A 22859-nucleotide genomic window follows, 5' to 3' on the forward strand; every position below is an offset into this window, starting at 1 on the left:
TTTGGATGGTGGCAAGGGTGCTGGCGCGGGCAGGCGTTGACGCAGATCAAGCCCGCCCCGCATGGTTGCGCCTAGCCTTGCGCAATGCAAGCTGCGCTTTCGCTCGAACAGGTCGCGCCCGATGGTCCTGCCGCCTCTTCCTCGCGCGGGAAGGGGGCGTTGCTGGACGATCCGGCCGAGTGGTCGGCATTCGGCCGCGCGCTCGACGGCGATGCGCTCGCAGGCCGTTGGGAATCGCAGGTGCTGGTCGAAGGCATGCATTGCGCCGCGTGCGCCTTTGCGGTCGAGGCCGCGTTGGCCCGGGTACCCGGCGTCGAGAAGGTCGAGGTCAACGCCGCGAGCCGGCGCGCACGCGTCGTGTGGTCGTCGGCGCAGGTCGCGCCTTCCGGCTGGTTCCAGGCAGGCGAGGCTGCGGGCTACCGGCTCGTGCCCGCCGGCGACATGTTTGCGCGCGAGCGCCGCCTGCGTGAAGCACGCGTCGCGCTGTGGCGATGGCTGGTGGCCGGCTTCTGCATGATGCAGGTGATGATGTACGCGTACCCGGCCTATATCGCGCAGCCCGGCGACATGACGCCCGATGCCTCGCAACTGCTGCGCTGGGCATCGTGGGTGCTGACCTTGCCGGTGATGCTGTTCTCGTGCGGGCCGTTCTTTGCGAGCGCGGTGCGCGATCTGCGGGGGCTCCGTATCGGGATGGACCTGCCGGTCGCGCTTGGCATCGCGATCACGTTTGCGGTGAGCAGCGCCGCCACCTTCGACCCTTCGGGGCCGCTGGGCCGCGAGGTGTACTTCGATTCGCTCACGATGTTCGTGTTCTTCCTGCTCACCGGCCGCTGGCTGGAGACGCGCCTGCGCAGCCGCACCGCGGGCGCGTTGGAGGCGCTCATGAACCGCCAGCCCGACAGCGCGGACCGGCTCGCCGCGAGCGGGGACTTCGAGCGCGTGGCGGTGCGGCGCCTGCTGCGCGGCGACGTGGTGCGCGTGCGGCCGGGCGAGAGCTTCCCTGCCGATGGCGTGATCAGCCTTGGCAGTACCACCGTCGACGAGGCCATGCTCACCGGCGAGTCGCGGCCGGTGTTGCGGGACTGCGATGCGCGCGTGCTGGCGGGCAGCCACAACCTGTCGTCGACGGTGCTGGTGCGTGTCGAATCAGTGGGGCAGGGAACGCGCTTCGCACAGATCGTGGCGCTCATGGAGAACGCTTCGATGCACAAACCGCGGCTCGCCTCCATGGCCGATCGCGCGGCGCGGCCGTTCCTGCTGTTCGTGCTGTGCGCGGCCTCACTGGCCGCCGGGCTCTGGTGGTCCGTCGACCCCGGCAAGGCATTGATGGTTGCCGTGGCCGTGCTGATCGTGACCTGCCCCTGCGCGCTCTCGCTGGCCACGCCGGCGGCGATGCTGGCGAGCGCCGGCATGCTGGCCCGGCGCGGTGTGATGGTGCGCAACCTGCAGGCGCTGGAGGGACTGGCATCGGTCGACACGGTGGTGTTCGACAAGACGGGCACGCTCACGGTCGACACGCCGCGCGTCGTCCGCGTGCACTGCCGGCCGGGCACGCCGACCGCAGCGGCCCTGGAGTGCGCCGCTGCGATTGCAGCGCAGTCGCTCCATCCCGCAGCACGTGCGGTCGTCGACGCGTGGCATGCCGCGCCGCATTCGCCGTCGACCTGGAAGACCTTGCAGGTGATCGAGTACGCCGGCATGGGTGTCGAGGCGCGCATGATCGACGAAGGGTTGGATGGCGCGGACACGCGCCGCATGCTGCTGGGATCCGCAGCCTTTTGCGGTGTTCCGCCCCTGGATGCGGACGCGCCGCAGGTCCATTTGAGCGACGAGCAAGGATGGAGGGCGAGTTTCGTGCTGGAGGAGAACGTGCGGGACGACGCGGCGAAGGCGGTGGCCGCGCTGCAGTCGCAGGGGCTGGCCGTTCACCTCCTCTCCGGCGATCGCGCAGCCGCCGCGGGCGCCGTTGCGCAGCGAACCGGCATCGGGAGCGTGAAGGGCGATTGCACACCCGAAGGCAAGCTGCTTTTCATGAGGGCGCTGCAGGACAAGGGCCACGGCGTCGCGATGGTGGGCGATGGCTTGAACGACGGCCCGGTGCTGGCGCGGGCCGACGCTTCGTTTGCTTTCGGCAATGCCGTGCCGCTGACGAAGGCGAGGGCCGACTTCATCGTGATGGGCGGCGAGCTCGGCGTGATCGGCGTGGCGGTCGCGCAAGGCAGGCGCACGATGCGCGTGGTCCGGCAAAACCTCTGGTGGGCCGCCGGCTACAACGCGCTGTGCGTGCCGCTGGCGGCCGCCGGATGGCTGCCCGCATGGCTGGCCGGCCTGGGCATGGCGGCGAGCTCCCTCGTGGTCGTGGTCAACGCGGCGCGGCTGGCGGGTCGCAAAGGCGAAGCGGGGCATTGATGGACATCCTCTTCCTGCTCATCCCGTTCTCCGTCGTGCTGGTGCTGCTGATCCTCATCGCCCTCTGGTGGGCCGTGGACCGTGGCCAGTTCGAGGACGTCGAGCCCGAAGGCCAGCGCATTCTGCGCGAGGATTGATCTGCATCAAGATGCCGCGCAACGCGCGCCCGGACACTGGCCGCATTCAAAGAATGAAGGGCCCGCGATGCAATCCTCGAATCCACCCGCAGCGGTCTACGACGACACCGTGGTGCGGCAATTTGCGCTCATGTCGGTGTTCTGGGGCGTTGTCGGCATGCTGGTAGGCGTGGTCATCGCATCACAGCTCGCGTGGCCGGATCTCAACCTCGGCATCCCCTGGCTGAGCTATGGCCGGCTGCGGCCGCTGCACACCAACGCGGTGATCTTCGCCTTTGGCGGCTGTGCCTTGATGGCGACAAGTTTCCATGTCGTGCAGCGCACCTGCCAGGTCCGGCTCTTCGCGCCGAAGCTGGCCTCCTTCGTGTTCTGGGGTTGGCAGGCGGTGATCGTCGCCGCGGCCATCAGCTTGCCGATGGGCTTCACGCGCGGCAAGGAATACGCCGAGCTCGAATGGCCGATCTCGATCCTGATCGCGGTGGTCTGGGTGGCCTATGCCATCGTGTTCTTCGGCACCGTCGGCACGCGCAAGGTTCGCCACATCTACGTGGCCAACTGGTTCTACGGCGCCTTCATCATCGCGGTGGCCCTGCTGCACATCGTCAACGGCATGTCGATGCCGGCCGGCTGGATGAAGAGCTACTCGATGTACGCCGGCGTGCAGGACGCGATGGTTCAGTGGTGGTACGGCCATAACGCGGTGGGCTTCTTCCTCACCGCCGGCTTCCTCGGGATGATGTACTACTACATCCCCAAGCAGGCCGAGCGGCCGGTGTATTCATACCGGTTGTCGATCGTGCACTTCTGGGCGCTGATCTTCACCTACATGTGGGCAGGCCCGCACCACCTGCACTACACCGCCTTGCCCGACTGGACGCAATCGCTGGGCATGGTGTTCTCGCTGATCCTGCTCGCGCCGAGCTGGGGCGGGATGATCAATGGCGTGATGACGCTCTCGGGCGCCTGGTACAAGCTGCGCACCGACCCGATCCTGCGCTTCCTCATCGTGGCGCTGTCGTTCTACGGCATGGCGACCTTCGAGGGTCCGATGATGTCGATCAAGACCGTCAACGCGCTCAGCCACTACACCGACTGGGGCATCGCCCACGTGCATTCGGGAGCGCTCGGCTGGGTCGGCTTCATCTCGATGGGCTCGCTCTACTACCTGATTCCGCGCATGTACGGCCGCACCGCGATGTACAGCGTGCGGGCTATCGAAGTGCACTTCTGGACGGCCACCATCGGCGTCGTGCTCTACATCGCCGCGATGTGGATCGCCGGCGTCATGCAGGGGATCATGTGGCGCTCCATCAATGCCGACGGCACGCTGACCTACACCTTCGTCGAAAGCGTCAAGGCGACCTTTCCCTTCTACGTGGTGCGCCTGCTCGGCGGCCTGCTCTACCTGGGCGGGATGCTGGTGATGGCCTGGAACGTCTGGATGACGGCGATCTCAGGCATCTCCGCCCGCGCACAGATTCCACCACTCGCAGCCGCCCACGCCTGAGGAAACGCCATGCCTTCGAATTCGAACCAGGCCACCGGTTTCACCCACGAGAAGGTCGAAACCAACAACCTCCTGATGATCGTGCTGATCCTGCTGGTCGTTGCCATCGGCGGCGCGGTGGAGATCGTGCCGCTGTTCTTCCAGAAGTCGACCACCGAGCCGATCAAGGGCCTCAAGCCCTACACGGCCCTGCAGCTCGCGGGGCGCGACGTCTACCAGCGCGAGGGCTGCTATGGCTGCCACTCGCAGATGATCCGCCCGTTCCGCTCGGAGACGCTGCGCTACGGCCACTACTCGGTGGCGGGCGAGTTCGTCTACGACCACCCGTTCCAGTGGGGCAGCAAGCGAACCGGGCCCGACCTGCAGCGCGTCGGCGGCAAGTACAGCGACGAGTGGCAGCGCATCCACCTGAACAACCCGCGCGACCTGGTGCCCGAGTCGAACATGCCGGCCTATTCGTGGCTGGAGAAGAACATCGTCGACGCCGCCTCGCTGCCGGCGCACATGCGGGCGCTGCGCCGCGTCGGCGTGCCCTACACCGACGAGGAAATCGCATCGGCCGCCAAGGACGTCGAAGGCAAGACCGAGATGGATGCCACCGTCGCCTACCTGCAATCCCTGGGCCTCGCGCTCAAGTAAAGGAGCCAGAGCCGTGGACCTCACCACCTTGCGCATCGCCGCCACCGTCGCCTGCTTCCTCGTCTTCATGGGCATCCTGGCCTGGACCTTCTCGCGGCGCAACACGCGCCGCTTCGAAGAGGCCGCACAGCTTCCGTTCGAGCAGGACTGAGAGGAGCGTGCCATGAACGATTTCATCAACGACTTCTGGGCCAACTACGTTGCCGCTGCTTCCGTGGTGAGCATCCTTGCCTGCGCGCTGCTGCTGTGGCTGACCGCGCGCAAGCGCGTGGTGCCAAGCGACGACAACACCACCGGCCACGTCTGGGACGAAGACCTGCGCGAGGCGAACAACCCGCTGCCGTTGTGGTGGATGGGCCTGTTCGTCATCACCATCCTGTTCGGCTTCGCCTACCTCGCCTTCTTCCCCGGCCTGGGCAGCTTCGACGGCAAGCTCGGATGGAGCGCCACCGGCCAGTACCAGGCCGAGGTCGCGCAGGCCGACAAGGAACTGGCCCCGATCTACGCCGCGTATACGTCGATGCCTGTCGAGGCCATTGCGGGCGATCCGAAGGGCATGGCGATCGGCGAGCGGATCTTCATGAACAACTGCGCGCAATGCCATGGCTCCGACGCGCGCGGGAGCAAGGGCTTCCCGAACCTGACCGATACCGACTGGCTGCATGGCGGCGCGCCCGACAAGATCGTCGAGACGATCACCAAGGGCCGCACCGGCGAGATGCCGCCGATGGCCGCTGTGGTCGGGACACCTGACGAAGTGAGGAACCTAGCCCAGTACGTGCTGAGCCTGTCGGGCAACTCGACCGACTCGGTGCGCGCCGGCCTCGGCAAGTCGAAGTTCACGGCCTGCGCCGCGTGCCATGGCATCGGCGGCGTCGGTAACCAGGCCCTCGGCGCGCCCGCGCTCAACGACAACGTGTGGCTGCACGGCTTCGGCCAGGACGCCATCGTCGCGATGATCAACGGCGGCAAGCACAACGTGATGCCCGCGCAGGAAGGGCGGCTGACCGAGGCGCAGATCAAGGTGGTGGCGTCGTACGTCTGGGGCCTGTCGAACAAGCCGCAGGCCAAGCCCGCGCCCTGAAACCGGGAGAGGCCATGCCAGGCTCCGCGCAACCGCGAAAGTTCATTCCCATCGTGCCGGCGGTCGAGTCCACCGGCCTGTACGAGGCGTCGAAGAAGATCTACCCGCGCACCGTGCGCGGCAACTTCGCGCGCTGGCGCTGGGCCATGGTCTTCGCCACGCAGTTGTTCTTCTATGCGATGCCGTGGATCCAGTGGGGCGGACGCCAGTCGCTGCTCTTCGACCTGGCTGCGCGCCGCTTCTACATCTTCGGGCTGGTGCTCTATCCGCAGGACCTGATCTATCTGTCGGGCCTGCTGGTGCTGTCGGCCCTGTCGCTGTTCCTGTTCACCGCGGTGGCGGGCCGGCTGTGGTGCGGCTACACCTGCCCGCAGACGGTCTACACGGAAATGTTCATGTGGGTCGAGCAGAAGGTCGAGGGCAACCGCATCGCGCGCATGCGGCTCGACGGCGAACCTTTCTCGCTGGAGAAGTTGGTGAAGAAGTGGTTCAAGCACGTCGTATGGCTTTGCATCGCGATGTGGACCGGCTTCACCTTCGTCGGCTACTTCACGCCGATCCGTGAACTCGGCCTGGAATTCCTGCAGACGCGCATGGGCTCGTGGGAGGTGTTCTGGGTCATCTTCTATGGCTTCGCGACCTACGGCAATGCCGGCTTCATGCGCGAGCAGGTGTGCAAGTACATGTGCCCCTATGCGAGGTTCCAGAGCGCGATGTTCGATCGCGACACCCTGATCGTCAGCTATGACCTCGCACGCGGCGAGCCTCGCGGCGTCCGCGCCAAGGGGCAGGAGGGAAGGGCGCTGGGATTGGGCGACTGCATCGACTGCTCGCTGTGCGTGCAGGTCTGCCCGACCGGCATCGACATCCGCGAAGGGCTGCAGTACGAATGCATCGGCTGCGGGCTGTGCGTCGACGGCTGCAACACCGTGATGGACCGCATGGCCCTGCCGCGCGGGCTGATCCGATACGCGACCGAGAACGGGCTGGCGAACGGATGGTCGTCGGCGCAGGTCTGGCGCCGGGTGTTCCGCCCGCGTGTGTTGATCTATGGCGGCGTGCTGCTGGTCCTCGGCATCGGCCTGCTCGCGAGCCTGGTGCTGCGGATGCCGCTGAAGGTCGATGTCGTGCGCGACCGCGGCGCGTTGGCCCGCATCGTCGAGGGCGGCCAACTCGAGAACGTCTATCGCCTGCAGATCATGAACGCCACCGAAGAGCAGCAGACCTACCGCATCGAGGCCAACGGGCTGGATGGGCTGCACGTGGCATCCGCCGAAGTCGTGGAAGTGGAGTCGGCCCAGTCGCGCTGGGTGGCGGTCCGCCTGCAGTTGCCCGCCGACAAGGCCCCGGCCGGATCGCACACGGTGCACTTCGAAGTGCGCTCCGCGGATGGACGCGCCCATGTTTCCGAGAAGGCCGTGTTCCTGGTGCCCCGATGAACCCGAAAGGACAAAGCATGACGACAGCGACCGAACCATCCACCTCGCTACCGTGGTGGCGCTTCCCGCTGGTATGGCTGGTCATCGGCCTGCCGGCGGCCGTGGTCATCGCGAGCGTTGGCTCCGCCTGGATTGCCATTCACACCAGCGACTCGGTGGTCGAGGAGGACTACTACCGCAAGGGCGTCGAGATCAACCGTACCCTGGCCGACAAGGGTTTGATGCCGGCGCAGACGGCCCGCAATCATGCGATGACGCCGGCCGGGGACATTCCGGTGCCATCGCGCATCGCCAAGCCATGAGCGCGCGCAAGTGGATCTCGATCCTGTGGCCCGCCTTCCTGCTGGCGAGCCTCATGGAAGTGGTGGTGTTCGCCCTTGTCGACCCTTCGGATCTGCGATGGGGAGCGGAAGGCCTGGGTTATTCGCGGCAGGCGATCTACACCACGAGCTTCCTTGTCTTCTGGGCGATGTCCGCGGCCTCGTGTGCGCTCACGCTGGCGCTGGCCACGGTGCCGCCCGAGGACGAAGGCACGCTGCGCCGCATCAACGCCCGGGCGGATTGACGATGCGCTGCAGGGCCTGCGAATCGAGGATGCGCAGGTTGCGGTGCTGTACCTCGACGATGCCGTCCTCCACGAACTTCGACAGCGTCCGGCTGATGGTTTCCAGCTTCAGGCCGAGATAGCTGCCGATCTCCTCGCGCGTCATGCGCAGGATCACCTCGGAGCGCGAGAAGCCGCGCGCGTGCAATCTCTGCACGAGGTTGAGCAGGAAGGCGGCGAGCCGCTCCTCCGCGCGCATGCTGCCGAGCAGCAGCATCACGCCGTTCTCGCGCACGATCTCGCGGCTCATGATCCGGTGCACGTGGCGCTGCAGCGCCGGCACTTCGCGCGACAGCGCTTCGACGCGCTCGAAGGGGATGACGCAGACCTCCGAATCCTCGAGCGCAACCGCATCGCAGTTGTGATGCTCGTTGACGATGCCGTCCAGGCCCATGATCTCCCCGGCCATCTGGAAACCGGTGACCTGGTCGCGGCCGTCGTCGCTGGCCACGCGGGTCTTGAACACGCCCGTGCGAATGGCATACAGCGCGGTGAAGCGCTCGCCGTTGTGGAACAGCGTCTCGCGCCGGCGCAGCTTGCGCCGCGTCTTGACCAGGCCATCGATGCGCAGGAGTTCGTCGGGCTCCAGCCCGGCGGGCATGCAGAGCTCTCGCAGATTGCAGTTGGAGCAGGCGACCTTGATGTTGTGGGTGATGGTCATGGGCAGTCTTTGTCGATTGCGCAAATTCTGGCGGGCACTACCTGCGATCGGCTTGATGCAGGTCAAGGCATGCAACCGACATCCAGGGCACATTGAATTTCCTTCAATGCAATGCGCGAGTCACACGATGTCTTTCATCTGCCCACCCGCCGAGTCGCACGTTCCCCAATTGCTGCCCTCGGTCGCAATGCTGCGGCGCTTCGAGATCGCCGGTCCGCGCTACACCTCCTACCCCACGGCCGATCGATTCGTCGAGGCCTTCGACGCGGCGGACTACGCGCAGGCATTGCGCCAGCGCCGCAGTGCCGGCGCCCGTGCGCTGCCCTTGTCGCTCTATGTCCACGTGCCGTTCTGCGAGTCGCTGTGCTACTTCTGCGCCTGCAACAAGATCGTGACGCGCCATCACGAGCGGGCGGCAGAGTACCTCGACTACCTGGCGCGTGAAATCGAACTGCAGACGGCGCAACTGGGCCGCGGCGCGCTGGTGAGTCAATTGCACCTGGGCGGCGGCTCGCCGACCTTTCTCGACGACGCGCAACTGGCCCGGCTGATGGACATGCTGCAGGGTGCCTTCACCTTCACGCCGGATTGCGAGCGGTCCATCGAGATCGACCCGCGCACCGTCGACGCCGAGCGACTTGCGAGCCTGTCGGCGCTGGGCTTCAACCGCTTGAGCTTCGGCGTGCAGGATTTCGACCCCGAGGTGCAAAAGGCGATCCATCGCGTCCAGCCGGCCGCGCAGGTCTTCGAGCTCATGTCGATAGCGCGGCAACTGGGCTTCAAGTCGGTCAATATCGACCTGATCTATGGCTTGCCGCTTCAGACCGTGGAGTCGTTCGAGCGCACGCTCGATCAGGTCGCGGAGTTGCGGCCCGACCGCATCGCCCTCTATGCGTATGCGCATCTGCCCGACCGGTTCAAGGCACAGCGGCGCATTCACGTAGCGCAGCTCCCCGTCGCCGCGGACAAGGTGCAGATGCTGGCGCGGTCGATCGCGCTGTTCAGCGCCGCAGGCTATGTCTACATCGGCATGGATCACTTTGCCTTGCCCGATGACGCACTGGCCGTCGCAAAGCGGCAAGGCCGCCTGCACCGCAACTTCCAGGGCTACAGCACGCAACCGGATTGCGACCTGGTGGCGCTGGGCGTCTCTGCCATTGGCCGCATCGGCGCGACCTACAGCCAGAACGCGAAGTCGCTCGAGGAGTACTACGACCATCTCGACCAGCGACGCCTGCCGGTGGTGCGTGGCCTGGCGCTGACGCGCGACGACCTGCTGCGCCGCGCGGTGATCATGGCGCTGATGTGCCAGGGACATCTCGACTTCGAAGCGCTGGGGCAGGCCCACCTGATCGACTTCCGCGACCACTTCGCCCCGGAGTTCGCGGCGCTCGGACCGCTGATTGCCCACGGCCTGGTGCGGCTGAGCGACCACGCGTTGGAGGTCACGCCGCTGGGTTGGTTCTTCGTGCGCGCCATCGCCATGGTGTTCGACCGCTATCTGCAGGCCGATCGGACCCGCACGCGCTATTCGCGCATCGTGTGATGCAAGGCGGCCTGGCGACTGCCGCACTGGTGATGGGCCTTGCCGGAGGCCCGCACTGCGTAGCCATGTGCGGCGCGCCGACGGCGGGGGTGATACGGCTGGTGCGCGCGCCGTTCGAAACCGCACGCGGTGGCACGGCCGTCGCCCAAGGCCTTTCCACGACCCTGGCGTTCCATGCGGGCCGCGTCGCAAGCTATGCATTGGCCGGCGCGGCAGCGGCCCTGGCGACGCAATCGCTCGCGCTTGCAAGCACGCATGTGGCCGCCCTGAAACCCCTGTGGATCCTGTTGCACGCGGCGACGCTGGCGTGGGGCGTCGCGCTGGTGGCGCAAGGGCGTCAGCCAGCGTGGGCGCACCGCTTCGGCAAGGCGATGGCGCTGCGGGTGCGGCCGCTCACGCGCTCCGTTTTCGGCGTCCTGGCCACGGGTGCGCTTTGGGTCCTGATGCCCTGCGGCTTGCTCTATTCGGCATTGGCGCTCGCCAGCCTTGGCAATGGGGCGCTGGACGGCGCCATGGCGATGACGTTGTTCGCTTTGGGCAGCGGCCTTTCGCTGGCTGCCGCACCATGGGCCTGCCAGGGACTGGGACGCAGGCTTGGCCCTGCGCGCGAACGGTGGGGCGCGCGCATCGCCGGTGTGCTGCTCGCCTTGATGGCGCTGGACGCGTTGTGGATGGACCTCGGGCAGCGCATCAGCGACTGGTGCCGGTGAACAAGCGCTTGCCTTGCGCCAGCGCAATGGCAATGGAGTTTGCGGGCGCGACGATTCGCGTATGAAACCAATGCCCGCACACGGCTTGCTGGCCATCGTCGCCATGGCGTGGGTCGCCCATGCCGGAGCGATGGACGCGTCATGCCTCGAGCGCGCCGATGGCCGCGCCGTGGACTTCGTGGCGGCCGCCGCGCGCGAAGCCCCATCGGTCGTGACGCTGGTCGCGAGCGGCGTGGACGTGGGGTGGAGCGTCGGGCAGGCCAGCGACGATGAAGCGGACAGCGCAGGTGTCGCCGGCGAGCCATGGCGCACGCAAGGAGCGCCGTCCGTCGGGCGCAGCACCGCGTCCGGCATCGTCATCCGGCAGGACGGCTTCATCGTGACCAGCGCGCATGCCGTGGCCGGCGCGCACGACGTCACCGCACGGCTCGCCGACGGGCGAGGCTTCAGGGCCAGCATCGTCGGCATCGACAAGCGCACCGACGTGGCGTTGCTCAAGGTCGAGGCGTCCGGACTGGCCGTTGCGCCGATCGCCGGCAGCGCCGTGCTGTGTCCCGGCGAGCCCGTGGCCGCATTGGGATCGGCCCTCGGCTTCGAACAGAGCGTGACCGCGGGAGTCGTTGGTGCCAGCCCGCGTTTCGTGGAAAGCGGTGGCGGCGTGCCGTTCGTCCAGACGGACGTCGCCTTGAATCCGGGAAGCTCAGGCGGACCATTGTTCAATCGCCGCGGCGAGGTGATCGGCATGAATGCGATGGTCTATTCGGCGACCGGTGGACTCGCCGGCTTCTCGCTGAGCGTGCCGATCGACCTGACGCTGCGCGTCGCCAACGAGTTGCGCACCAGCGGCCATGTGACCCGTTCCAGGATCGGCGCGCGCACGCAGCCGCTGACGCCCGAACTGGCGCAGGCTTTCGGCATGAATCGCGTGGTGGGCGCAGTGGTGATCGGAGTGGAGCCGCAGGAAGCCGCGGCGCGCGCAGGCATCCGGCCCGGCGACGTGCTCGTGGCGGTCAACGGCATCGACCCCCGGACGTATGCGGACATCCAGGAGGCCATAGGCACGGCCCGCCCCGGCACCGCCCTCATCCTGACGGTCTGGCGCCATCGGGCGGCCATGCAGGTCAGCGTCATGGCCACCGAGGTGCCCTGGGATGCTCCCGCGGCGCCTGAGCAAGGCTCGCCGTCGCAGCGCGACGATCCGCGCCTGGGGCTGGGCATCATCGAAAGAAAGGCTGCGCAGGAGAGCGGGACGCCCGGGGGCGGGTTGTATGTGCGTGCGGTCTCGGGCGCAGCCCAGCGCGCGGGCATTCACGTCGGCGACCAGATCCTGGGCGTCAACGATGCCGTCACGGCCACGGCCGACGAATTCGACAACGCGCTGGCGGCGGCACGAGGCAACGACGTTGTTGCCATGCTGATCGCGCGGGGGGCGCGGCGGAGCTATGTCGCGATCGACCGTCGTTGAGACAGCGGGCTGGGCGCTGGAAATCCGCGCTACTGCTACTTACTTACTGCCCGCGCGCGTAGCGACCCGGCGGCTGGCCTGTGTGCCGGAGGAACGCGGTGGAGAAGGTGCTCGCCGAGCCGTAGCCGACGCGCTCGGCAACCTCCGCGATGCCGACATCGCGACGGCGCAGCAGATCCTTTGCGAGGGCCATGCGCCACGCGAGCAGATACGCCATCGGTGGCTGGCCCACCGCCCGCGTGAAACGATCGAAGAACGCCGAGCGCGACAGGGCGGCCTTCTTCGCGAGTTGGGCAACCGTCCACGCGCGCGCCGGATCGCCGTGTATCTGCCGCATCGCCTGCGCCAGTCGTGCGTCGGCCAATCCGCGCAGCAGACCCGCTGGCGCGTCTTCGCCCGGCGTCGCGCGCAGCGCCTCGATGAGCAGTACCTCCACGAGGCGCGTGAGCACGAGGTCGCGGCCGGACCGCCGCTCGATCGATTCCTCGCCGACGAGCCGTACCAGCACTGAAAGACGCTCGACACCGCGCACGTGCACCAGCGCGGGCAGCAGCGACACCAGCAACGCCGCATCGGGCGATTCGAAGACGAAGTAGCCGCCCAGCAAGCGCACGTCGGGACGACCTCCGCGTGTGCCGTGGCGAACTTCACCTGATGGCGCGGGCGTTAGCTTGGGGTCGATCCATTCGGGCGTCACAGGCTCGAAGCCCGACATGGTGAAGCCCGGCGTTGCGGGCAGCAGCACGAAGTCGCCCGCCTCGATCGTGAGGGGCCCCTGGCCGTCGACGGCGAGAAGGCAACTCCCCTCGAGCACGGCACAGAAACTCGGCTGGCCGAAGTCCGAGTAGCGAACACCCCAGCGACCGGCGCCGCTGATGCGCTTGGAGAACACGGCCTGCGGCTGGAGCAGCCGGATGACTTCCGAGAGGGGATCGTTCATGGCCGGACGATTGCAAATGAAATTCGGACTTCGCATTGTAGAAAGTCCGCCACGTCATCGATATCGTTCGCACCATGCAAACCAACATCGCAAACCCAATGAAAACCGTATTCATCACCGGCTGCTCTTCCGGCTATGGCCTCGAGACCGCGCGCCACTTCCACGCGCAGGGCTGGAACGTCATCGCCACCATGCGAACGCCGAAAGAAGACGTCTTGCCGCGGTCCGGCCGGCTCCGCGTGACGGCGCTCGACGTGACGAGGCCCGAAAGCATCGCCGCCGCGCTCGATGCGAGCGGACCCATCGACGTGCTCGTCAACAACGCAGGCATCGGACTCCTCGGCGCCTTCGAGGCCACGCCGATGGCCACGGCACGCGAGGTGTTCGAGACCAACACCTTCGGCGTGATGGCGATGACGCAGGCAGTGCTGCCCCAGTTCCGCGCGCGGCGGTCGGGCGTCGTGGTGAACGTGACCTCGAGCGCGACGCTGGCGCCGATGCCGATGGTGGCCGTCTACACCGCGAGCAAGAAGGCGATCGAAGGCTTCACCGCATCGCTGGCGTTCGAGCTTGAAGCGTTCGACGTGCGCGTGAAACTGGTCGAGCCGGGCTACGGGCCGACCACGCGTTTCACGAGCAACGGAGGTCCACGCATGGACGGGTTGATTCCCGATGCCTACGCGTCATTTGCGCAGCGACTCTTCGCTTCATTCGCGCAACCGGCCGCGGTGACGAGCGAGTCCGACGTGGCCGAGGCGGTGTGGCGTGCCGCGAACGATGCATCGGGGCTGCTTCGATTCCCGGCGGGCGCGGACGCGGTGGCGCTGGCCAACGCAAGGTGAGGGCGCTCGGCTGCGCAAGTCGACACGCCGTCCCTCACGCCATCGGGCCAGCCGCGTGGCGACCGGCGATAAAGCCGAAGGTCATCGCCGGGCCGAGGTTGATGCCACCCGAGGGGTAGAACCCGCCCATCACGCTGGCCATGTCGGTGCCGACCGCGTACAGGCCCGCGACCGGTTGGCCGGTGGCACTGACGACCTGCGCATGCTCGTTCGTCTTCAGGCCCGCGAAGGTGCCGAAGCTGCCGGGCATCACCTTCACCGCGTAGAACGGGCCCTGCTGGATCGGTGCAACGCAAGGATTGGGGCCTTCGTGCAAGGGGTCGCCCATCTTGCGGTTGTAGGGCGTGGAGCCGCGTCCGAAGTCCGGGTCCGTGCCTTGGCGGGCGTGCTCGTTGAATCGCTTGACCGTCTCCGCGAGGGCCGCAGGCGGAATGCCGCATGCCTTTGCCAGTTCCTCGATGGTCGCGCCGCGCTTGAGGTATCCGTTGCGAACGAAGCGCCCCACGGGAATCGGGAAGGGCCGCGCATACCCCAGCCCGTAGAGCCGCTGGAAGCGATGGTCGCAAACGAGCCACGAATGCACTTCCTCCCCCTTCGGTGCCTGCGCCACCATGGCTGCCACGTAGTCGTAGTAGCCGTCGGCCTCGTTGACGAAGCGCTTGCCGTTGGAGAGCACGCCGATCAGTCCCGGCTTGCCGCGCTCGATGATGTGCGGGAAGTGGCCGATGGTGCCATCGGCATGGTGCACCCTGGAGACGGGCGCCCATGCGGCTGGCGACGCGACGCTGGTGTCCAGGATGCCGCCCGCTGATTCGCCCAACGTGATGCCGTCGCCCGAGCAGGTCTCTGGCGGCAATGCGAGATGCTCGTTGCCGGTCGGCGTTCTCGGAAACAGCGCCTTGCGGCGGCCGATGTCGTTCGGAAACCCTCCCGCTGCCAGCACGACGCCCTTCGCCGCGCGGATCTCGATGTCGCCGTCAGCTGTCGTGACGACTGCGCCGCACACGGTGCCGCCCTCGAGGAGCAGCCGCTTCGCGGGTGCCGATTCGATCATCTGTACCTTCAGGTCGTCGGCGGATTTCGCGAGGCGGCCGATCAGCGCCACGCCATTGACCAGATGCATCGCCCGGCGATGGAACGCAAGGTCGCGCAGGTGACGCAGGAAGCGCTTCGTCACGTGCAGGAACGACTTCGGCGAGCGCGTCATGCTGAGAAACGCGCCGAGGTCCGCGCCCGCCATGATCGGCATGCCGAGGAACGACGTTTCCCGCATCGTCTTGCGCAGGCGCTTGTTCAGTGCACCCAACTCGCGGGCGTCGTATGGGGCGGCAATCACCTGATGCCCTTCGGTGCCGGCGCCGGCCACCTTGCCGTGCACGTCGGGAATCGCGTTGCCATCGGCGAATTGCAGCGCTGTGTTCTTCTCGAAGAACGAGACCATCTCCGGCGCGTTGTCCAGGAACGCATCGACCCTGGTCGCGTCGTAACGGTCTCCCAGTTCGTTCTTCAAATACGTGCGCGGTTGTTGCGGGTCTTCATGGATACCGGCGCGCCTGGCGAGCGGGTTGCCCGGCGCCCACATCCATCCGCCGGACCAGGCGGTGGCGCCACCGAACACGGGCGCCTTTTCCACGACCACGACCTTCAGGCCGTGGAATGCCGCAGTCACCGCGGCCGCGAGGCCCGAGGCGCCGGAACCGACGACCAGCAGGTCGCAGTCGATGCTGCGCGGCTGGGTTTGGACGGAGGCCATGGCAGCTCCGTTCACGCGTCGAGGTGCGCGAGCACGCGCATCGTCGCGGCCAGCGCACGGCGGGCCCGTTCGGTCGCGCCGACGGTGCGTGCCAGGGTATGCATGGGTATTTCAAGGCTCAGCGGAATGTCGCGCGGCACGGCGCGCAGCAGGCCGACCAGATCGACGCCGCCATCACCGGGAAACAGTCGCTCGGCGCGGGCCTGGTCGAGGATCGCCTCCATCGTCGGCGGGATCTCGGCGGGCACGTCGCAGAACTGCATGTAGCGCAGGCGCGAGGGCGGGACCGATGCGATGTCCTCGATGCGGCTGCGCGAACGGCTGAAGTGGAATGGATCGATCAGCACGCCGGCGTTCTTGCTTGCGCAGCGGTCGACGATCCGCGCGGCCTGCGTCAGGTTCCTGGCTTCGGTCCACGGCATGAATTCGAGAACGGCGCCCAGGCCGTAGCTGTCGGCGAGCTCGCAGAATGCTCCGAAGGATTCGATCTGCCGGGCGTCGTCGGGATCGTTGCCCGCGACCAGCAGTTCGCTTGCGCCGAGCCGTGCGGCCGTGGCGATCGCGGCTTCATGGTCGGCGGCGCGGGTGTCGGGCTTGATGCGAAAGATCTCTGCATCGAGCACCTTGATGCCGGTGTCCGCAAGCCGCGCTTCGACTTCGCGCAGCAGCGGCGTGTCGCCGACGATGTCGTATTGCGGTTCGGTCGGCGTCGCCGGCAGCAGGCGGATGCCGACGTGGCTGTAGCCAGCCTCGAAGGCACACGTCACCATCTCGGGTGGCGTCAGTTCGAGGACCGTGAGGGCGGCGAGGGAAATGGGGCGGGTCATGTCTTTGTCTCCGGTTTGAATGTCAGCGAGGCGCCGCGACCTCGACCACTGCGCCGCTGCGGGCCGCCTGTGCCAGCGCTTCCACGACGCGCAGGTTCTGCAAGCCGTCGCGCGCGCTGACCAGCGGGGTCGCTTCGCCGCGGATCACCGCGCAGAAGTGGCTCAGTTGCAAGGCGAGCGGATCATGGCGTTGGCCTTCTACGATGGATTCAGTCATCGGCTCGTACCACGAGTGCTTCTGGCCGGGTGCAAAGCGCTTCAGCCGCATCGTCGGAATCGACAGGGAGCCCTGGGTGCCGACGATGCCATAGCAGTCTTCGTCCGCGTAGCTTGCATAGTCCTTGTTCTCTCGCGAGGTCTGTTCCCAACTGCGCGCAGCGGCGGCGGTGTCGGAAAGTACGAATGTGCCCAGCGCGCCACTGGCAAAGCGCAAGAGCATCGCGGCGGTGTCTTCCACTTCGAAGCCGCGCGTCGCACTGGAGGCGGCGGCCTGCACCGAGACGATTTCGCCGCAAAGCGTGCGCAGGTTGCCAATCTCGTGGATCAGGTTGATCAGGATCGGGCCGCCTCCCCGTTGGCGGCGCCATGACGCGTCTTCAAAGTAGTTGTCGGGCTTGTAGAACAAGGCCGCGCCGGTCACGGCGACGATCTTGCCGAGCGCGCCTTGCTGGATGACTTCGCGCGCTTTCGCAAGGATCGGGCTGTGCGCCCGATGATGGCCGACCAGCACCCGTGCATTGCTGCGCTCGACGTGTCGTGCCAGCCGCTCGCCTTCTTCGACGGTGTGGGCGACCGGCTTCTCGACCAGCGCGGCCACGCCGGCATCGACGCACTCGATGGCATTCGCCACGTGCAGGTGGTTCGGCGTCGCGATGATCATCCCGTCGGGCTTGCCTTGCGCCAGCAAGTCGGCCAGGCGCTTGAAGATCGGCACGCCGGCCTCGTCGGCCAGGGCAGCCGCGGCTGGCGAAGGATCGACGATCGCCGCGAGCGTGCAATCCTCGCTCTCCCGGATCAGCTCGACATGGCGGCGCCCGATCCCGCCCGCGCCGGCCACCGCAATGTGCAGGGACGGGCGGGTGGGGGACAAGGCTGCGGACGAAGGTGTGTTCATGGGTTGTCTTCCGTTGGGGCGCATCGGTTGTGCGATGGGGCAATGTATTGAAAACGGATTGCATGAACAACGGGCCGGTTGTGGTTCTATGATTCACGAATCGTGAATCTCAACTTTCAGCTGGATGACTTGCGCGTGTTCTGCCTGGCGGCGCGCAAGGCCAGCTTTGCGGCGACTGCGACCGAGTTGGGCACCTCGCCGGCCTATGTCAGCAAGCGGATCGCGATCCTGGAAAAGGCACTCGGGGTCACGCTGTTTCATCGGGCAGCCCGGCGGGTCACGGTGACGGACGACGGCGAGCGCGTGTACGCCTCGGCCCAGCAGATCTTCCAGGGTGTCGACCACCTGGGCGAGACCGTCGCGGGTGGCCGGCTCGATCCGCGGGGCAAGCTGCGCGTGACGACCAGCTTTCGTCTGGGGCGCAAGCACATTGCACCGGCCCTCTCGTTGCTGGCAAAGCGCTACCCGGCACTCGACATCACGCTCGATGCCGTGGACCGCCGCGTCGACCTGATCAGCGAGAGCATCGATCTCGACGTGCGGGTGGGCGAAGTGGACGAGCCGCACCTGGTCGCGCATCGCATTGCTGCAAGCCGACGCGTACTGTGCGCCGCGCCCAGCTACCTGGAACGTCGAGGCGCTCCCGCCAGCGTCGCCGAACTGAGCCAGCATGATTGCCTGGTCCTGCGCGATCGCAACCAGGCCTTCGGCGTGTGGCGCCTGACCGGCCCGGGCGGTGTCGAGAAGGTCAAGGTCACCGGTCGGCTGTCATCCAACAATTCGGAAATCGTTCGCGGCTGGGCCATCGACGGGCACGGCATCCTGCTGCCGGCGGTCTGGGACCTGCACGCGGACCTTGTCGCCGGGCGGCTGGTGCCGATCCTGCCTGCCTGGTCGCAGCCCGCCGACATCTGGGCCGCGAGCACCGTTCGCCTGAGTCATTCGGCCAAGGTGCGCGTGTGCGTGAAATTCCTTCAGGAGCAGCTTGATGGCGATGGCCCGCTTGCGTTGAAGCGGATTGCGGGAGCGTGATGCTGAAGACTAGGATTCGCTGAATGCCGACCCTCCGCGCACTGCACAGAACCTCGGCGGTCCTCATCGCCGCATTTGCGCTCCTGCATCTCGCAAATCACCTGGTCTTGCTCGCCGGCGTGCCTGCGCACATCGCGTTCATGAAAGCTGCACGTGTCGTCTACCGGCAGCCGTGGGTCGAGGTACCCCTGCTGCTGTGCGTTGCGTTCCAGGTCGGCAGCGGGCTCTGGCTGGTGGTTCGCGGCTGGAAGCATGGGCGCGGGGCGGTGGCACGGCTGCAAGCATTGTCCGGCGCGATCCTCGCGTTCTTCCTGCTCATTCACGTGGGCGCCGTGCTGTCGGGGCGCATGCTGCTCGATCTCGATACCAACCTCTACTTTGCCGTCGCGGGGTTCTACGTCCCGCCGTTTCAATTCTTCTTCTGGCCGTATTACTTCCTGGCCGTTCTCGCGCTGTTCGCGCACCTGGGTTGCGCTGCCTGGCGGCACCTTTCGAAAGCGCCGCCGCGTTCGCGCCGCCTCGCGCTCGCGTTGCCGTTGCTGGTCGGCAGTGTTGTCTCCTTGCTGATCGTGCTGTCGCTCGCAGGCAAGATACAGCCGGTCGAGGTTCCCGCAGAGTACAAGGCCAAATTCACACTCCAGCAGAGCTGAAAAACACCACCGAAGCGCCTGCGGCGCCTCCCCCTCAAGTCACCTCGAGGGGCGTACCCGGCGGCCCGGTAAGGCCGGTTCCGCGGGTGCCCACCAACAGTCTTCGCAGTGCTCGTCCTCGTTTCAGACGTCGCGGGTCACGCGATGTCGTGGCGGAAAACCGAGATGACGTTGCGTTCGACGGTACGCGGATTGGCGACGAGTGGCGTCAGACGACACGGCTTGCGTGACCCACCCAAAAGGCATCGCGCAGCTTGCGCTTGTAGAGCTTGCCGGTGGGCAGGCGCGGCAGCTGGTCGGTGAAATCCACCGACTTCGGGCACTTCAGGTGCGCCAGGTTCGATCGGCAGAAGTCGATCAGTTCTTCCGCCAGCTCGCGCGTGTGGGCCACGCCCGGAACGGTCTGCACCACTGCCTTGACCTCTTCGCCGAGGTCCGCGTTGGGCACGCCGAACACCGCGGCATCGGCCACCTTGGGATGGGTGATGAGCAGGTTCTCGCATTCCTGTGGATAGATGTTGACGCCCCCCGAGATGATCATGAAGGTCGAGCGGTCGGTGAGATAGAGGAAGCCGTCGTCGTCGAGATAGCCCATGTCGCCGACCGTGGTCATCGTGCCGTCGGGCGATCGAGTGAGCGCAGTGCGCTCCGGATCGTTGAAGTAGGTAAAAGGCGATGCCGTCTTGAACCAGATCTCGCCGGTCTGGCCCTTGGCCACCGGCTGCATCTGCTCGTCGAAGATATGGATGTCGCCGAGCAGCACCTTGCCCACGGTGCCGCGATGAGCCATCCATTCGGGCGTGTCGCAGGCGGTGAAGCCCATGGCCTCGGTGGCGCCGTAGTACTCGTGGATGATGGGGCCCCACCACGCGATGATCTGCTCCTTCACCTGGGCCGGGCAGGGCGCGGCGGCGTGGACCGCGATCTTCAATGTCGACAGGTCGGCCGCCGCCCGGTCCGCGGGCGGCAGCTTGAGCAGGCGCGAGAACATCGTCGGCACCAGTTGGGTGTGGGTGACGCGATGCTTCGGGATCAGCGCCAGGTACTGCTGCGGGTCGAAGTTCTCCATGATGATCACGGTGCCGCCATGTCGAATCGCCAGGCTCACGTTGGACAGGGGCGCCGCGTGATACAGCGGCGCCGGCGAGAGGTAGGTCATCCCCTCTTCGCAGCGCCACAGCGCGCTCAGGAAGTCGAACAGCGGTAGCGGCTGGCTCGGCGGGTTGTCCGGCAGCGGCCGCAGCACGCCCTTGGGCTTCCCGGTGGTGCCCGACGAGTACAGCATCGCGGTCCCCAGCCACTCGTCCGCGATCGGCGTGTCTGGCTGGCCTGCGACGGCCTCGTCCAGGTCGACAAGCTGCGCTGCGCCGACGACCTGCCCCGCGAGGCCGGCACCGCCACCCGCCACCAGGCACAACTTGACGTTCGGGCAATCGGCGAGCGCCTGCCGCGCCACGGCCAGCTTCTCGGCCGAGGTGATCAGCACCTTGGCCTCGCAGTTGTTGACGATATAGGCCATCTCCTCCGCGGTCAGGTAGGCGTTGATGCAGGTGAAGTAGAGGCCCGAGCGCTCGCCCGCCACGCACGATTCGATGAAGTAGCGGTTGTTTTCCATGAACACGGCGTAGTGGTCCAGCCGCTTCAGGCCCTGCGCGCGCAGCAGGTGCGCCAGGCGATTGCTGCGCGCCTCCAGTGCCGCGTAGGTGAGCGATTCGCCACTCGAGGCCATGATGAAAGCGGGGCGGTCGGCGTGCTGCCGTGCGTATTTGCCTGGGTACATCGTGGGTCTCCGGGTGGGCTCGACGGTGCCGAATTGTCCCGATTCAGTGGCCGCGCGCGATCAGGGCTTGCCCGCGAACCGCTGATGCGCCGAACCGCGATCCGCCGAACCGCGATGCGCCCGATAGATACACAGCGGACACAAGCCATTCACCCACTGTTACGCAGGCGCCTCCTGCTGTCGCGTGCCCGTTGCACTCGCTTCCTAAGCTTCATTCAACCAACCGCCAAGGAGAAAGCGATGAACGAAGCAACATGCATCACCCAGGTCCACACATCCGGCGTCAGCCGCATCGCGGGGATGCTGCAACTGTTGCAGGACAGCGTACCGATCCAGCGGCGCGTCGTGCGCAGCGGCGACGTCGTCTACCAGGTGGGCCAGCAGTTCAACTGCCTGTATGTCGTGAACTCCGGCTTCTTCAAGATGGTCAACCTCTCGGGCGAGGGGCGCGAGCAGGTGGTCAGCCTGCACTTCAAGGGCGACTGGATGGGCCTCGACGGCATTGCGAACGGGCAGTACGGCTGCGATGCCGTTGCCATGGACACGGGCGAGGTCTGGGCAATTCGCTATGACACGCTGATCGAGGCGGCCGTGCGCACGCCGGCGCTGCTCACCGCGATGCATGGCGCCATGAGCCGCGAACTGGTGCGCGACCATGACGCGATGCTGTCCCTGTGCTCGCTGCCGGCCGATGCGCGCGTGGCCGGCTTCCTGCGCTACTGGGCCGACGCGCTCGACCAGCGCGGCCTGCGCACCGACCAGTTCACGCTGCGCATGACGCGCGCCGAGATCGGCAACTACCTCGGCATGACGCTGGAGACGGTGAGTCGCGCGCTGTCGCGCCTGGCGCGCGGCGACGTGATCCGCTTCGTCGAGAAAGGGCGGCGCGACATCCACATTCCGCGTGTCGAGGCACTGACGAATTTCATCCGCGACATCAGCGCGCCTGCCTTGGGCGCGGCGGCCCTTCACTGATCGGCGTTCGGCCCGTCGCATGGAAAGGGCAGCCATGAAGAAGCTGTGGACCTATGCGCATGCCACGATCGCGCTGTTTGCGTGGGCATTCATTCTCCTGGCGCTGTCGCTCGCGGTGATGAATGCGAGAGCCGCGATCGACGACGACATGGCCTACGCCGTGATCGTGTCGTTCGTGGCGATCGGTCATCTGAGCGGGGCAAGCTACCTGGTGCGCCGCATCCGGGACGATGTTCGCGCCGCGAAGCAAACGCATTCTTGAGCGCCCACCCATGAGCCCTTGAGGCAACCAGCAGGGCCTCACTCAATGGCGTCGGGATTCCAGCGTGGCCTGGCAATTGGCGCAACGAATGGCGGCGGGCTGCGCCAGCAGGCGTGAACGCGTGATCTCCTCGCCGCAGTCGGCGCAGATGCCATAGCGACCGTCGGCCAGCCGGCGTTCGGCCAGTTCGATGTCGTGCAGCCGGCGGCAGTCGAATTCGATTTCTGCATAGAGCAACTCTTGTTGCCGTTCGAGTTCCGCATCGTCGGCATGGCCGTGCACGTCGCTCCCGACGGAGAGGGCGCTGCTGTCGACGTGGGGAGCCCTGCTGCGCAACTCGCCGAGCACTTCGCGCTTCATGGCCTGGAGTTGCTTCGCCAGGGCGATGCGGTCTGCTGTGCTGAGGTGGTTCATGTCGACGTACGGATCGAGGCCTGCGGTCTGGCAAATGTAGGCCGTCTATCGGGGCGATGACTTGCG

24 protein-coding genes are annotated in these 22859 nt (G+C 66.8%); 17 read left to right on the forward strand and 7 right to left on the reverse strand.

Going from position 1 to position 22859, the window contains the following annotated elements; translation table 11 throughout:
* Nucleotides 1-84 precede the first annotated feature (84 nt).
* The 9 genes from WKW80_RS29045 to WKW80_RS29085 all read left to right on the forward strand — a co-directional run bounded on the left by WKW80_RS29045 (nt 85) and on the right by WKW80_RS29085 (nt 7783).
* On the forward strand, nt 85-2412 hold the full coding sequence (locus tag WKW80_RS29045; protein WP_340367062.1) for a heavy metal translocating P-type ATPase: 2328 nt from the start codon (nt 85-87) through the stop codon (nt 2410-2412).
* Nucleotides 2412-2549, forward strand: coding sequence for a cbb3-type cytochrome oxidase assembly protein CcoS (gene ccoS, locus WKW80_RS29050; protein WP_340367063.1), 138 nt, complete (start codon nt 2412-2414; stop codon nt 2547-2549). Before WKW80_RS29045 ends, ccoS begins: the two co-directional genes overlap by 1 nt.
* 67 nt (nt 2550-2616) lie before the next feature.
* Entirely contained in the window at nt 2617-4056 is a 1440-nt protein-coding gene (gene ccoN, locus WKW80_RS29055) for a cytochrome-c oxidase, cbb3-type subunit I (protein ID WP_340367064.1), read from the forward strand.
* Nucleotides 4057-4065: 9 nt separating this feature from the next.
* Nucleotides 4066-4695 (forward strand): cytochrome-c oxidase, cbb3-type subunit II, encoded by a 630-nt coding sequence (ccoO, locus tag WKW80_RS29060; protein WP_340367065.1) that lies wholly within the window; start codon nt 4066-4068, stop codon nt 4693-4695.
* Between the two features lie 13 nt (nt 4696-4708).
* A complete protein-coding gene (locus WKW80_RS29065; protein WP_340367066.1) occupies nt 4709-4846 on the forward strand; it encodes a cbb3-type cytochrome oxidase subunit 3 in 138 nt (45 codons plus the stop codon).
* 12 nt (nt 4847-4858) lie between these two features.
* On the forward strand, nt 4859-5779 hold the full coding sequence (ccoP, locus tag WKW80_RS29070) for a cytochrome-c oxidase, cbb3-type subunit III (RefSeq protein WP_340367067.1): 921 nt from the start codon (nt 4859-4861) through the stop codon (nt 5777-5779).
* 14 nt (nt 5780-5793) lie between these two features.
* Nucleotides 5794-7218, forward strand: a complete 1425-nt coding sequence (ccoG, locus tag WKW80_RS29075; RefSeq protein WP_340367068.1) for a cytochrome c oxidase accessory protein CcoG — start codon at nt 5794-5796, stop codon at nt 7216-7218.
* A 17-nt stretch (nt 7219-7235) separates the two neighbouring features.
* Nucleotides 7236-7520: a FixH family protein gene (locus tag WKW80_RS29080; protein ID WP_340367069.1), complete on the forward strand. Its 285-nt coding sequence runs from the start codon at nt 7236-7238 to the stop codon at nt 7518-7520.
* Nucleotides 7517-7783, forward strand: coding sequence for a hypothetical protein (locus WKW80_RS29085; protein ID WP_340367070.1), 267 nt, complete (start codon nt 7517-7519; stop codon nt 7781-7783). Before WKW80_RS29080 ends, WKW80_RS29085 begins: the two co-directional genes overlap by 4 nt.
* On the opposite strand, the gene fnr is transcribed toward WKW80_RS29085, so the two are convergent.
* On the reverse strand, nt 7764-8483 hold the full coding sequence (fnr, locus tag WKW80_RS29090; protein ID WP_340367071.1) for a fumarate/nitrate reduction transcriptional regulator Fnr: 720 nt from the start codon (nt 8481-8483) through the stop codon (nt 7764-7766). The two genes, WKW80_RS29085 and fnr, sit on opposite strands and share 20 nt — an antisense overlap.
* 127 nt (nt 8484-8610) lie before the next feature.
* Between fnr and hemN the strand changes: the two genes are divergently transcribed.
* The 3 genes from hemN (at nt 8611) to WKW80_RS29105 (ending at nt 12204) form a co-directional block, all read left to right on the forward strand.
* On the forward strand, nt 8611-10029 hold the full coding sequence (gene hemN / locus WKW80_RS29095) for an oxygen-independent coproporphyrinogen III oxidase (protein ID WP_340367072.1): 1419 nt from the start codon (nt 8611-8613) through the stop codon (nt 10027-10029).
* Complete coding sequence (locus WKW80_RS29100; protein WP_340367073.1) at nt 10029-10739, forward strand: sulfite exporter TauE/SafE family protein; 711 nt, start codon at nt 10029-10031, stop codon at nt 10737-10739. Before hemN ends, WKW80_RS29100 begins: the two co-directional genes overlap by 1 nt.
* A gap of 61 nt (nt 10740-10800) precedes the next feature.
* Entirely contained in the window at nt 10801-12204 is a 1404-nt protein-coding gene (locus WKW80_RS29105; RefSeq protein ID WP_340367074.1) for a trypsin-like peptidase domain-containing protein, read from the forward strand.
* A gap of 43 nt (nt 12205-12247) precedes the next feature.
* Here WKW80_RS29105 and WKW80_RS29110 read toward each other — a convergent pair whose 3' ends face one another.
* The gene (locus tag WKW80_RS29110; protein WP_340367075.1) at nt 12248-13144 is read right to left on the reverse strand and encodes an AraC family transcriptional regulator; all 897 of its coding nucleotides are present in this window, start codon (nt 13142-13144) and stop codon (nt 12248-12250) included.
* A gap of 98 nt (nt 13145-13242) precedes the next feature.
* Here WKW80_RS29110 and WKW80_RS29115 point away from each other — a divergent pair, with 98 nt between their 5' ends.
* Complete coding sequence (locus WKW80_RS29115) at nt 13243-13986, forward strand: SDR family oxidoreductase (RefSeq protein ID WP_340367076.1); 744 nt, start codon at nt 13243-13245, stop codon at nt 13984-13986.
* 34 nt (nt 13987-14020) lie between these two features.
* On the opposite strand, the gene WKW80_RS29120 is transcribed toward WKW80_RS29115, so the two are convergent.
* The 3 genes from WKW80_RS29120 to WKW80_RS29130 are packed head-to-tail and all read right to left on the reverse strand — an operon-like array spanning nt 14021 to nt 17680.
* Nucleotides 14021-15739, reverse strand: coding sequence for an FAD-dependent oxidoreductase (locus WKW80_RS29120; protein WP_340367077.1), 1719 nt, complete (start codon nt 15737-15739; stop codon nt 14021-14023).
* 11 nt (nt 15740-15750) lie between these two features.
* A complete protein-coding gene (locus tag WKW80_RS29125) occupies nt 15751-16566 on the reverse strand; it encodes a sugar phosphate isomerase/epimerase family protein (protein ID WP_340367078.1) in 816 nt (271 codons plus the stop codon).
* Between the two features lie 22 nt (nt 16567-16588).
* Nucleotides 16589-17680, reverse strand: a complete 1092-nt coding sequence (locus WKW80_RS29130) for a Gfo/Idh/MocA family protein (RefSeq protein WP_340367079.1) — start codon at nt 17678-17680, stop codon at nt 16589-16591.
* 102 nt (nt 17681-17782) lie between these two features.
* Between WKW80_RS29130 and WKW80_RS29135 the strand changes: the two genes are divergently transcribed.
* Both WKW80_RS29135 and WKW80_RS29140 read left to right on the forward strand, forming a co-directional pair.
* The gene (locus WKW80_RS29135) at nt 17783-18712 is read left to right on the forward strand and encodes a LysR family transcriptional regulator (protein WP_340367080.1); all 930 of its coding nucleotides are present in this window, start codon (nt 17783-17785) and stop codon (nt 18710-18712) included.
* Between the two features lie 23 nt (nt 18713-18735).
* Nucleotides 18736-19362, forward strand: coding sequence for a hypothetical protein (locus tag WKW80_RS29140; RefSeq protein WP_340367081.1), 627 nt, complete (start codon nt 18736-18738; stop codon nt 19360-19362).
* Between the two features lie 208 nt (nt 19363-19570).
* Here the strand turns inward: WKW80_RS29140 and WKW80_RS29145 are convergent, their stop codons facing one another.
* Nucleotides 19571-21142, reverse strand: a complete 1572-nt coding sequence (locus WKW80_RS29145; RefSeq protein WP_340367082.1) for an AMP-binding protein — start codon at nt 21140-21142, stop codon at nt 19571-19573.
* 240 nt (nt 21143-21382) lie between these two features.
* On the opposite strand from WKW80_RS29145, the gene WKW80_RS29150 reads away from it, so the two are divergent.
* The gene (locus WKW80_RS29150) at nt 21383-22117 is read left to right on the forward strand and encodes a Crp/Fnr family transcriptional regulator (protein ID WP_340367083.1); all 735 of its coding nucleotides are present in this window, start codon (nt 21383-21385) and stop codon (nt 22115-22117) included.
* A gap of 34 nt (nt 22118-22151) precedes the next feature.
* A complete protein-coding gene (locus tag WKW80_RS29155; protein WP_340367084.1) occupies nt 22152-22379 on the forward strand; it encodes a hypothetical protein in 228 nt (75 codons plus the stop codon).
* A 42-nt stretch (nt 22380-22421) separates the two neighbouring features.
* Here WKW80_RS29155 and WKW80_RS29160 read toward each other — a convergent pair whose 3' ends face one another.
* On the reverse strand, nt 22422-22793 hold the full coding sequence (locus tag WKW80_RS29160) for a TraR/DksA family transcriptional regulator (protein WP_340367085.1): 372 nt from the start codon (nt 22791-22793) through the stop codon (nt 22422-22424).
* Nucleotides 22794-22859 lie beyond the last annotated feature (66 nt).

The organism is Variovorax humicola, from assembly GCF_037889915.1.
Classification (GTDB): domain Bacteria; phylum Pseudomonadota; class Gammaproteobacteria; order Burkholderiales; family Burkholderiaceae_C; genus Variovorax; species Variovorax humicola.